The sequence below is a fragment of the Providencia sp. PROV205 genome, from assembly GCF_028479505.1.
GTDB classification, from domain to species: Bacteria; Pseudomonadota; Gammaproteobacteria; order Enterobacterales; family Enterobacteriaceae; genus Providencia; species Providencia huaxiensis.
Window position 1 is genome coordinate 18,051 of sequence record NZ_JAMPNU010000022.1, and the last position, 12,302, is coordinate 30,352.

General features: G+C 40.4%; 11 protein-coding genes. 6 read left to right on the forward strand and 5 right to left on the reverse strand.

Annotated features, from left to right (window positions below; all coding sequences use genetic code 11):
• Positions 1-319 precede the first annotated feature (319 nt).
• The gene (locus PR800_RS13755) at positions 320-463 is read left to right on the forward strand and encodes a Hok/Gef family protein (RefSeq protein ID WP_112308132.1); all 144 of its coding nucleotides are present in this window, start codon (positions 320-322) and stop codon (positions 461-463) included.
• A gap of 155 nt (positions 464-618) precedes the next feature.
• On the opposite strand, the gene PR800_RS13760 is transcribed toward PR800_RS13755, so the two are convergent.
• From PR800_RS13760 to PR800_RS13775, 4 genes are all read right to left on the reverse strand, one after another.
• The gene (locus PR800_RS13760; protein WP_102139893.1) at positions 619-2,337 is read right to left on the reverse strand and encodes an amidohydrolase; all 1,719 of its coding nucleotides are present in this window, start codon (positions 2,335-2,337) and stop codon (positions 619-621) included.
• A gap of 101 nt (positions 2,338-2,438) precedes the next feature.
• Complete coding sequence (locus PR800_RS13765) at positions 2,439-3,791, reverse strand: APC family permease (RefSeq protein ID WP_102139894.1); 1,353 nt, start codon at positions 3,789-3,791, stop codon at positions 2,439-2,441.
• Positions 3,792-4,544: 753 nt separating this feature from the next.
• Entirely contained in the window at positions 4,545-5,438 is an 894-nt protein-coding gene (gene rarD / locus PR800_RS13770; protein ID WP_102139895.1) for an EamA family transporter RarD, read from the reverse strand.
• A 157-nt stretch (positions 5,439-5,595) separates the two neighbouring features.
• Positions 5,596-6,066 carry a thioesterase family protein gene (locus PR800_RS13775; protein ID WP_272531067.1) on the reverse strand — a complete coding sequence of 157 codons (471 nt, stop codon included), beginning with the start codon at positions 6,064-6,066 and terminating at the stop codon, positions 5,596-5,598.
• A gap of 156 nt (positions 6,067-6,222) precedes the next feature.
• Here PR800_RS13775 and pldA point away from each other — a divergent pair, with 156 nt between their 5' ends.
• From pldA to PR800_RS13800, 5 genes are all read left to right on the forward strand, one after another.
• Positions 6,223-7,116 (forward strand): phospholipase A, encoded by an 894-nt coding sequence (pldA, locus tag PR800_RS13780; protein ID WP_166263963.1) that lies wholly within the window; start codon positions 6,223-6,225, stop codon positions 7,114-7,116.
• 110 nt (positions 7,117-7,226) lie between these two features.
• The gene (gene recQ / locus PR800_RS13785; protein WP_102139898.1) at positions 7,227-9,053 is read left to right on the forward strand and encodes an ATP-dependent DNA helicase RecQ; all 1,827 of its coding nucleotides are present in this window, start codon (positions 7,227-7,229) and stop codon (positions 9,051-9,053) included.
• A gap of 20 nt (positions 9,054-9,073) precedes the next feature.
• Positions 9,074-10,069 (forward strand): lysophospholipase L2, encoded by a 996-nt coding sequence (pldB, locus tag PR800_RS13790; RefSeq protein WP_195697876.1) that lies wholly within the window; start codon positions 9,074-9,076, stop codon positions 10,067-10,069.
• Positions 10,070-10,082: 13 nt separating this feature from the next.
• Positions 10,083-10,895 (forward strand): sugar/pyridoxal phosphate phosphatase YigL, encoded by an 813-nt coding sequence (yigL, locus tag PR800_RS13795; protein ID WP_206276175.1) that lies wholly within the window; start codon positions 10,083-10,085, stop codon positions 10,893-10,895.
• A gap of 256 nt (positions 10,896-11,151) precedes the next feature.
• Positions 11,152-11,955 carry an SEL1-like repeat protein gene (locus tag PR800_RS13800; RefSeq protein WP_102139902.1) on the forward strand — a complete coding sequence of 268 codons (804 nt, stop codon included), beginning with the start codon at positions 11,152-11,154 and terminating at the stop codon, positions 11,953-11,955.
• 3 nt (positions 11,956-11,958) lie between these two features.
• Here the strand turns inward: PR800_RS13800 and PR800_RS13805 are convergent, their stop codons facing one another.
• Positions 11,959-12,297, reverse strand: a complete 339-nt coding sequence (locus tag PR800_RS13805) for a hypothetical protein (protein ID WP_102139903.1) — start codon at positions 12,295-12,297, stop codon at positions 11,959-11,961.
• Between the last annotated feature and the right edge of the window lie 5 nt (positions 12,298-12,302).

A 12,302-nucleotide genomic window follows, 5' to 3' on the forward strand; every position in this document is an offset into this window, starting at 1 on the left:
TGAAGTTAATATATAAAAACAATATAGAAACAAATAATTTAAATCTATTAATGATATTTTATTTAATAATTTTCAAATAAATAATTAGATGATTAGATTTATATTTTTATTTATTTTAATGGAATTAAGCGTGAGTGAAATATAAAAGTTTGTTATTATTTTTGCGGGTGCTTGAGCCTTTCTGGTTCAAGCATATTAAGTTGGATAAAATGTTTGGATTAGAAATGGAAAAGCCCCGTTAGTTATTATTAACCAACGAGGCCCAAACCTAACCCGACAGTTAGGATTGTGCCTCTTAACCATTAAGAGGTCAAGGGAAATGAGCAAGTTCGCAGTGATTGCGTTTGTTTCAGCGTGTATTACCGTGTTTAGTATTTCAGTACTAATGCGAGACAGACTTTGTCTAATTGTCATTAGTCATGGAAATACAGTTGTTCAAACAACGTTTTCTTACGAAGAGTAATGTTGCTTTACGAGGGAATTTATTCCCTCGTAATTTCCCGATTTAATTGTGAGTATTCAGGTTTGGAATTAAGTGCCCAATTAAAAACACCCCAAGATATTATTTAATCTTTGGGGTGTTTATTTATTTATCTATCTAAATAAATAATTAAATTATTAAGCAATATGTACAGTTTTTCCGCCAATAATTGTGCGTAATACTTTTACATTCTCAATATCATCAGCTGGGATCTCAAATACATTACGATCTAGCACGATCATATCTGCAAATTTTCCAGCTTCTAATGAGCCAAGTACATCTTCACGGTGCTGTGCATAAGCGGAGTCTATCGTAGCAGAGCGCAAAACTTCAATTACCGTTAAGTCTCGGTCATTATCCAGCCTCGGTGCTTTTTGGCCATTAATATCACGGCCACGGCGTGTTGCAGCCACTTTTAAGTCATACCACTCGTCGAAATCATCGATTGGCCAGTCACTACCAAATGCAACAACCGCGCCCGCGTCAACAAATTTAGCGATGGGTTCAAGTTGCTCAAAACGTTCATCACCGAGCATTTTTTTCTCAAAAGCGGCGAGTTCTGGCGTTGGAGCGGCCCACTGGAAAGATAAGCAAGCGATGGTTTTCAAACGCGCAAAACGTGCATAGTCATCGGCATGGACTAATTCATTGTGAGCGAGTCCTGGGCGAATATCTTTTTCTGGGTGTGCAGCTCGCATTTTTTCTATCGCATCTAAAACGATGGAAACGGCGCCTTCACCTACAGTATGCAAGTGAGGGTCATAGCCCGCTGCGGCAATTTTTTCCATTAATTCATCAAGAATCTCAGCCGTGAAATACAAATCACCGTAGTTATCGGTTTCTACCCAATTTGGCGCGTCATCCGTGCCCTGATTGATGCGGTATGGCTGCAATAACGACGCTGTCATCGTTGGAAATTGCATGACACCATCAACAAACATTTTAATATTATTTAAGCCAATACCTGGGGTTGGTATCCAATCGGCTTGGTGCCATTTTTTGGCAAATGCAACGGCTTTATCCACAGCTGCTGCTACTGAGGCAACATCAGGTGTTTCATCTGGGGTAATTTCACGAGCTGCTTGGAAGCGGATCGTCAAGTCGCCACGTTGCTGTAATTGAGAAAAGGCTTCAAGCTGTTGTTCTGAAACGCGGGCATCCATCACCATAGTCACACCTTGCTGATTAAGTACTTTCTGTACTAATTCAGCAACTTCAATAGCTTGGTCGTCACGAATTGAAGGAATGCTATCGGCAGCACGCATAGCTGGCGCGTCTTCAAGGATACCGTTCAACTCGCCATTCTCGTATTTACCAATCTTACCATCGGGTGGCTCAGGCGTATCTTTGGTGATACCAAATAATTCGAGTGCACGGCTATTTGCGAGCAATGTATGGCAGTCATTTGAAAATAATACGACAGGGCGTTTTGTATTGAGCTTGTCCATATCTTCACGGTACATATCAACACCCGCAGGGATCATACCTTGACGTAGCCATGCTGTGACTTTGAGCCAATCATTTTCCCCTGTACGAGGGTCTTTATCGAGGTGATCTTGTACACGCGCTAAAATTTGGTCGATAGTTAACGATTCATAATTTAAATGACAACCGAAGAGTTGAATACCGCCCCAAAAAGGGTGCATATGACCATCAATGATGCCAGGCATCATCATTTTGCCTTCGAGATCGATACTCTCTGTTTCAGGGCCAACATATTGATGAAGTTCATCAGAGGTGCCTGTGGCAAGAATGTAACCATCACGAACAGCAACCGCATCGACAACGCGATTTTTATCATCTGCGGTATATATATAACCGTTAAAATAAATAACGTCAGCTAATTGATTATTCATTGTAAACCGTCTGTATCAGTGGTGCTTTGGTGGCACCAGCGCTAAAAAAACAACGGGGAAGGCAAGTGCTCCCCCGTAATCATTTATAAGACTTGAAATGCTTAGTTAATAATCATTTCAGTTTCATCGTCAGAGATTGCAGGTGGACGACGAGTAAAACCATGGGTCAGAAGTGCTAAGTAAATTGCACCTGCGGCTAGCCACCATAAACCCACTTTAAAGGCTTCGCTATCAAGGCTTGTCCATAACCATAATGTTAGGATAACACCAATAGAAGGCATAATCAGGCAAGTGATAATTTTTGTATTATCCAGCGGTGCTTTACGGTCAATATAAAAATGTTTAATGACCGATAAATTCACAAAAGTAAACGCAATTAAGGCACCGAAACTGATCATTGAGGCGACCATACTGAGTGAAAGCACCAATGAAAGTAATGACGCTAGCGCAACAAAAATAATCGAGTAAATCGGTGTGTTGAGTTTTGGATGCAAATAGGCAAACAGCGAACGTGGTAACACGCCTTCACGGCCCATCGCATAGAAAATACGCACAATACTGGCTTGTGAGGTCATTGCTGAGGCAAATACACCAATAACATAAGCGGTGATAAAGCTAGATGCCATCATCGCACCACCCACTTGTTTCATTACCGCAAGGCTAGCAATATCGGTATTAGGAATAAAATCCTGCCACATTGGGTAAACCAGATGCGCACCATAGGAGATGACGACAAACAGGGTACCTGCGATAAACACGGTGTATAAGATAGCTTTGGGTAACGCACTACGCGCATCTTTGGTTTCTTCTGCCATGGTGGAGATCGCATCAAATCCAAGGAAGGCTAAACAGAGTACCGCAGCACCTGCAAATAACCCAGATACTTGTTCTGACATGACCGTAATCGGTGCTAATAAAGCATCAGTATCCAATACAAATGAAGTTTTGAAACTCAAGTATAGGAACACGGCAATAAAGATAAATTGCATTAAAATGATTAGCATATTCATTGAGGAAACTAATTTAATTCCCAAAATATTCATAATGCTAACAATTGTAATTGTGCTGCAAATAATCACATACATTGGGATATCAGGGAACGCTTCGTGAACAAAGATCCCGATCGCAATGTAGTTAATAATAGGTAGAAAGAGGTAATCTAGCAGTTGTGCCCAACCCACTAAAAAACCGAGTGTGCCGCCAAAGGTTTTTTGCACATATGAATAAGCAGATCCTGAAAGCGGAAGTGCGCTTGTCATGCGGCAATAGCTCATGGCAGTGAAAAAGACAGCAGCTAATGTAATTAAATAAGCGATAGGCAGATGGCCTTCACTTAATACAGTCACTTGTCCATAGGTGGTGAAAATTCCGAGTGGCACCATATAAGCCAGCCCGAAAAAAACTAACGCAGGCACGGTCAGTACGCGTTTCATTTGAACGGTATTCTGTTGCATTTTTAAGCCCTTCCCAAAAGCCTTTAACAACGTCAACTCTGTCTGAATGTTCAGGCCGAGTGAACCTAAAATGCAGCCGTACTCGTCATACTTCGAATCACAACGTTGTTGGCTTTGCTCGCCGCCTAGTTATGTTTTCGAACTATTTAGAGTCTTAACGCTACATGATTGTATAAAATTAAATTTTAGAACCGTCTGCATTCAATTTCAGAAAACCTCGCACCAGGACATTTTTCAAATGAAATGTCATCGTGCGCACTTTAATGAAACGTCAGTGATGAATCGGACCATCACCATCCGCTGGGGTGAATACAAGCGGCGTACAATATAATTACCAAGTTCCTATTAAGCAATCATTAATTGAAAAAAATAAACAACTACTTTTATTTCAAAGGGTTGTTTGATGGATATGTTTATTAATTGAAGTGGATTTAAGATAAGTTAAATGATAGCCATTATGTATAGAAAATCAAGATGAAATTTTGTTGTTTAACTTGTTGATTATTTTGACTAAATTTATTTATCTTCAATGACATATATAGATAAGAACAAAGAGATTTAATTTAAGCTTAATTTAGTACAAGGTAGATGAGGAATTGAGTATTTAATTAAATAGCCTGTTTGCATTAATTAATTTAACTATTTAAGTTCCATATAATGAAACACCGACTTCGTTTAAAATATAAAACGAGAGTCGGTATTTAATATTAGCGCTATTTATCGGCTATCTGAATTTCTGAAAACCATTATCCGTTATTTTCTTCTCAGTTTTTGCTGAGTATATAAAGCATCTAATGTAAATAAAATTAATGCAACCCAGATAAACCCAAAAGTGACTAACAATTCAGATGTCATGACTTCACCGTACACAAAGACGGCAAGTAAGAACATAATACTTGGCCCCATATATTGGAAAAAGCCTAGAGTTGAAAGTCTTAAATGGTTAGCGGCTTCTGTAAAGAGTAACAGTGGCACCGTAGTAATTACCCCTGCGGCAATTAGCAGGGCATTCAAATGCCAATCATTCATTGCCATATCGCTAGTTGGACTATCTGCAAAAAATAATAAGAAGATTATACCGACAGGAAGAAGCCAAAGTGTTTCGAATGTCATTCCTGTTTGTGCATCGACACCTAATTTTTTGCGTAATAAGCCGTAGGTGGCAAATGTAACAGCCAAACTTAGCCCTATCACAGGTACTGAGCCAAATTGCCATAGCTGGATCAAGACACCCGTTAATGCAAGACCAACAGCAATCCACTGCATACGACGAAAACGTTCTTGTAAAAATAACATTCCAAACAGTACGTTAACTAATGGGTTGATAAAGTAGCCTAAGCTAGCTTGTAGCATATAACCATTATTAACTGACCAAATATAAATTAACCAGTTACAAGCAATCGTCGTTGCAGTCACACCAAGAACTAATATTTTCTTTGGTTGCTTCAGTACTTGGCGGACATAGCTCCAATGCCTTGAAACGGTTAATAATAAAATCATAAAGAAAAATGACCAAATAATACGATGAGTCAGAATTTCTTCTGCGGGCACTTCTTGGATGCTTTTAAAATAAATAGGTGCGACACCCCAAATAAAATAGGCGCCTAAGGCACATAACACGCCTTTGGTAGTATTTTGCTGGCTCATTGTTGGCTCTGAAATTGAATTAAAGACTAAAAGAAACTTATACAGAGAGACCGAGCCGACTTAAGCGGCTCGATTTTTGATACCACTAATGTGACATTGCTCAGGTTTTTTTACAAGTTATTAGTTTAGCAGGTGACTAATTATTTATATTCTATTTCTACCCAACTAGATAAGCTGCCGTTGCTGTCGCAATATGTTGATTATTTTCATTATGAAGCTCACAGCGGGTAACGGCTATTTTATTACCGTCTCTTAATAAGCTGGCACTGGCGGTAAAAAGTTGGCCTCGACCGGGGCGTAAATAATCAACTCGTAGGTCAATTGTCCCCATACGGGACATTTTGTCGACAATCTCAGTATGGGTTAATGGGTTAATTCGCTGCAAAATACGGTTAATGCACACCATGCCCCCTGCAACATCTAAAATCGAAGCGATCACACCGCCATGTAGGATGTTTTGAGTGAAATTACCAATTAATTGCTGACGATTCTCAATGCTAAGCTGAACAAAATCATCATTTAGACTCATTAATTTAATACCAAGTAGCTGGTTAAATGGCATTTTATAAATAAAAGCATGGCTCATTAACTCACTGGCTTCTTCTAAAGTATAAGTACGGTCATTCATCGTTTTCATCCTTTAAAAATATGTAAATAATAAGTTAACATTATGTGTAAATGATGTCTCTAACAAACGAATGAATAATCTTTCAACAGTTATTTAGTTTTGTGTGTAAAATAGGACAAACTTTTTTTTGGACGATGTTGAAAATAGGAATGACTAATGCGCGCTTTACCGATTTTGTTAAGTGCAGTGCTCAGCTTTTGGTCTGCTTCACTGTTTGCAGCCGAAAATACAGATATTCAGCCTGTTGACGATGTAAAAAATACCCTACCAATTCGTGGTAGCATCATTTCAGGGTTACTACAGCACCACGATAACCCATTTGTATTGTACCCGTATGAATCGAATTACATCATTTATACCTATACTTCATCGATGAATAAAAATGCGATTTCTAGCTACAATTGGGGTGATGATGCGTTAAAGGATGAAGTTAAATTTCAATTAAGTTTAGCTTTTCCTTTATGGGCGGGTATTGCTGGTGATGACTCTATTTTAGCCGTTTCTTATACTCAACGTTCTTGGTGGCAGTTAAGTAATAAAAAAGAGTCTTCACCATTTAGAGAAACCAACTATGAGCCTCAAGTGTTTGTTGGCTGGCTAACCGATTACCAATTTGCGGGTTGGACGTTACGTGAGTTTGAAACGGGCTTTAACCACGAGTCAAATGGGCGTTCAGAACCAACCTCTCGCAGCTGGAACCGAGTATATGCGAGAGCGATGGCGCAAAATGGTAACTGGCAAGTTGACCTTAAACCTTGGTACCGCATTCATGAAAGTGAAGGGCGAGATGATAATTCCGATATTACCAAATATATGGGCTACTATCGCTTAAAAGTAGGGTATGCATTGGGAGACAGCGTATTTACTACAACTGGGCGTTATAACTGGAATACGGGTTATGGTGGCGCCGAGTTGGGGTGGAGCTATCCAATTAGTAAACATGTGCGTTTTTATACCCAGTTGTTTAGCGGATATGGCGAGTCGATGATAGACTACAATTATCGCCAAACACGTTTTGGTATCGGTGTTATGCTAAACGATATGTTGTAATGGAAGAAAAACTCAGTTCTCTATTCAGTTCTGAGTTGTATACCAAGTCATAAATCAACAAATTCGCTGCTCAATTGGGCAGCGACTTGTTTTATCTATTGAGGAAGTTTGTGTCCACTGCTTGCGTCATTAACCAACTTTCATTGGCTGAAAATGTGCTCAATAGTACATTTGGTTATCAGTCATTTCGCCCTGGGCAAGATGCCGTCATTGGGGCTATCCTGGATAACCGTGATTGCTTAGTGTTAATGCCAACTGGGGGCGGGAAATCCCTTTGCTATCAAGTTCCTGCTTTAGTTAAAGAGGGCGTCACACTGGTCGTTTCGCCATTAATATCATTAATGAAAGACCAAGTTGACCAATTGCGGTTACATGGGGTTAATGCTGCGTGTTTAAATTCATCGCAAACGTCACAAGAGCAGCGCCAAATCATGGAAATGTGCAGCCAAGGGGAAATAAAACTACTGTATGTTGCCCCTGAAAGGTTGTTAACTGACTATTTTCTAAGCCAATTAGCAGGATGGAATATCACCTTGCTAGCGGTGGATGAAGCCCACTGTATTTCCCAATGGGGACATGATTTTCGCCCTGAATATCGCGCACTAGGCCAATTACGGCAATCATTGCCCAATGTACCCGTGATGGCGCTAACCGCGACTGCGGATGAAACCACTCGTGCAGATATTATTCGTTTATTAGAGCTACATGAGCCACTCGTCCATGTGAGTAGCTTTGATAGGCCAAATATTCGTTATACCTTAGTCGAAAAATATAAGCCGTTAGACCAACTTTGGTTTTTTATTAAAGGCCAAAAAGGTAAAGCGGGTATTGTTTATTGTAATAGTCGCAATAAGGTTGAAGAAACGACAGAGCGCTTACAAAAACGCGGCTTAAGTGTCGCAGCTTACCATGCAGGGTTAGACGCTGCACAACGTGAATGGGTACAAGACGCATTTCTAAAAGATAACTTACAAGTTGTTGTGGCGACAGTCGCTTTTGGAATGGGAATTAACAAATCAAACGTTCGCTTTGTCGCTCATTTCGATATTCCGCGTAATATCGAAGCGTATTATCAAGAAACAGGGCGAGCAGGGCGCGACGGTGTTGAAGCCGAAGCCATTTTATTTTATGACCCAGCAGATATGGCATGGTTACGTCGTTGTCTTGAAGAAAAACCAGCGGGTATGCAGCAAGATATTGAACGACATAAGCTGAATGCTATCGCGGCTTTTGCAGAAGCGCAAACCTGCCGTCGTTTGGTGCTACTTAATTATTTTGGTGAAAATCGTCAGCAACCTTGTGGTAACTGTGATATTTGCTTAGATCCACCAAAACAGTACGATGGGTTAGTGGATGCGCAAAAAGCGCTGTCTTGCATTTATCGTGTTGGTCAGCGCTTTGGTATCGGCTATATTGTAGAGGTATTGCGTGGTGCGAATAATCAGCGTATCCGCGAATTAGGTCATGATAAATTGCCTGTTTACGGTATTGGCAAAGAGCAAACGAATGAACACTGGGTCAGCGTGATCCGTCAACTGATCCATTTGGGAATGATCACCCAGAATATTACGCATTTTTCAGCGCTTCAATTAACTGAGGCTGCAAGGCCTATATTACGGGGTGAAGCGACACTGAAACTCGCCGTTCCGCGTGTTTTAGTGGTAAAAAGCCGTAATCAACAAAACAAAATCTATCATGGCAATTATGATAAAAAGCTCTTTGCGAAACTGCGTAAACTGCGTAAATCCATTGCAGATGAAGAAAATATTCCGCCATTTGTGGTGTTTAATGATGCAACATTGATTGAAATGGCTGAGCATACTCCGACTTCACCAGCTGAATTATTGTTAATTAATGGTGTTGGCGAACGCAAACTCGAACGTTTTGGGGTGGCATTTATGGCACTTATCCAAGACCATCTTGAAGGTTATGAATGAATAAATAAGGAAGCTGTTGGATGACGCCTGAATACCTAAAAGAGAGTTGGCTGAATCGAGAAACTCAATTTTCTGCTTTTACAAATGGCCCACTTTTAGATTTCTGGCAACACCGTGAAGAATCTCAATTTATAGGTGTTGATGATATTCCCATTCACTATGTCCGTTTTATTCATCCCAAGCATCACAAAGCAATTGTCATTTCACCAGGGCGCAGTGAAAGCTATGTAAAGTACCCGGAAGTGGCTTATGATTTTTATCATTTAGGCTATGATGTTTTTATTATTGATCATCGAGGCCAAGGTCGATCAGGGCGAATGTTAGCGGATCCTCAAAAAGGCCATGTTGAAAAGTTCACTGATTACATTGATGATTTTGAAAAGTTCATTGAGCTTGAAGTTAAATATCGGCATTATCCAAAATGTTACGCGTTAGCTCACTCAATGGGGAGCGCTATCTTAGCAGGGTATTTATTGCGAGATAACGTCACATTTGATGCAGCAACCTTATGTGCACCGATGATTGGAATTAATCTACCGATGCCTCGTTGGATGGCGAGCTTTATTGTTGATAGAGCCGAATCTCGCGAAAGTGTCCGTAATGACTATGCGGCTTCTACGGGGAAATGGCAGCCGTTACCTTATTTAATCAACGTATTAACACACAGCCCGGAGCGTTATCGGCGTTACTTACGCTATTATGCCGATTATCCCGAATTGCGCTTAGGTGGGCCAACTTACCATTGGTTACGTGAAAGTTTTGTGATTGGCGATGAGCTAATTGCGAAAGCGGGAGAAATTGATGTACCACTGATGGTGCTGGAAGCCAGTGAAGAAAAAGTGGTCAGCAATAAAGAGCTACAAGCTTTTTGTCAAAGCAGGCAAAAAGCGCAAATAGGACGAGAAGAAAAATTACCTCTCATTATTGAAGGGGCACACCATGAAATCCTATTTGAAGTGGATGCATTAAGAGCGATGGCGCTCAATGCTATCTGTGATTTTTTTGAGCAGTATTAGTTAGGGTTTGAATATGAAATATCCTGTAGTTGCTTCCGATTTAGATGGGACACTGTTATCTCCCAATCATGACTTAACGTCTTATACAAAAGACACCTTGAAACAGCTAGTGACTTCGCAAGATGTGCATTTTGTGTTTGCAACAGGCCGTCACCATGTGGATGTTGCTCAAATCCGTGATGGTTTAGGCATCGACGCGTATATGATCACATCTAACGGCGCACGGATCCATAATACTCGCGGTGACTTAATTTTTGAGCACAATGTTGATCCTCAAATTGCTCACGAGTTGTGTTTGATGGAATTTGATAACCCTGAACTTATCACTAACTACTACCATGGTGATGATTGGTTTATCAACCGTGAAAGCCCTGAACAAAAAGAATTTTTTAAAGAATCGGTATTTAACTATCAGTTATTTGATCGCCATGACTTTGTCACTTCTGAGGTCTGCAAGGTTTACTATACTAGTGAAGACCATGACTTGCTGGTGGATTTACAGCAGCGCATTCAAGCACGTTGGCAAGATAAAGTGAATGTCACGTTTTCACTGCGTAGCTGCTTAGAAGTTATGGCTGGTGCTGTTTCTAAAGGTGAGGCTCTGAAGCAAGTTGCGGCACTACATGGCTATACCCCGAGTGATAGTATTGCTTTTGGCGATGGCATGAATGACAAAGAAATGCTGACGATGGCTGGAAAAGGCTGCATCATGCAAAATGCTCATCAATTGCTAAAAGATGCGTTACCGCACATGGAAGTCATTGGTTCGAATAGTGATGATGCTGTTGCTCGTTATCTGAGAAATAAATACCTTAATAACGCATAATTTATTTTGTTATTTGAAATAGAGAAACCAGATAGGCAATATGTTTATCTGGTTTTTTATTATCTCAATTAGATGAAAAACGTAAGTTCCCATAGCGAAAATGCAGCGAAACGTGCTTTTTGTGAAATTTAGGCCATTTTTCCTATTTTTTCTGACAAAAAGTAAATTTAAACTAGGGGGATGAGTGTTTAGGTCGATATTAATGGATAGCACTGTTTTCACAGTTTGCATATTGCACTGTTGAGGGTTCCTTAGGATGAAAAGAATTGCGTTAGTATTGTTGTTGGGCTCGATTTGTTATAGTTCCGTTTTAACCGCTAAACCTACCCCTGTGCCAGCACCGGCAACAGCAGCACAAGAACCCTCGATTGAACAAATTACGCAGTTAGCACAAAAAGGTGATCCTAAAGCCCAATTCCAGCTAGGTGAACGTTATTTTAAAGGGTTAGGTGTTTCTCAAGACTCTAAAGCAGCGGCTGAGTGGTTTATCAAGGCAGGAAACCAAGGGAATTCAGATGCGCAATTCCGTCTTGGCACTATGTTTGTAAATGGTTTTGGTGTACGTCGTGATTATGACAAAGCGATGCTATGGTATGAGCAAGCTGCAGAACAAGGTGATACCCGAGCTGAAACCAATATGGCGATGATGTATGCGCAAGGCCTAGGTGTCACTCAAAATTTAGAAAAAGCGGCATTTTGGTTTAGAAAAGCAGCGCAAGGCGGAAATATACTTGCTCAATTCCAAATAGGCCAAATGTACTCAATTGGTAGTGGCGTTGATTTAGATGATGAAAAGGCGGTGTTTTGGTTTAGAAAAGCCGCAAAACAAAAAGATGCGAAGTCTCAAGACCGCTTAGGCGTCATGTACTCTGAAGGACGCGGCGTGAAGAAAAACTTGCAGCAAGCCTACGCATGGCTTGCAACTGCAGTGTTCAGTGGCAACGCAGAAAGTCATCGTCTACAAAATAAGATAGCGGCTCAGTTAAGCCCTGAAGAATTACAGCAAGCACAAAAGTTAGCAGAAGATTATATTAAATCGTACGGTTTTAAAGCCAGCTAATGATTAAGCGGATGTGTGGGATACGATTTTGTATCCCACTAGTATGACAACAGACAGTACAAGATAGCACCAAGAAAGCCGATAAAAACGGTTGTTTCCCCAGCCTCGACGAATAGCTAGCTGTTGCTGTTGCGATGATAGCTTGCCACAAAGTACACGAAACCCAACGATATAAACTGCACAATATACTTGCCAGAGGTACAGTGTATTAAATGCAAAAGCTTTCCCAACAATTAATAAGATAATTAATGGAATTAAAAAGAATAAAATCGACCCAACACGTTCAAGTTGGGTGATCTTTAACATCACTAACTCATCTTTATCATCTGATTTTAATGGCATAATAC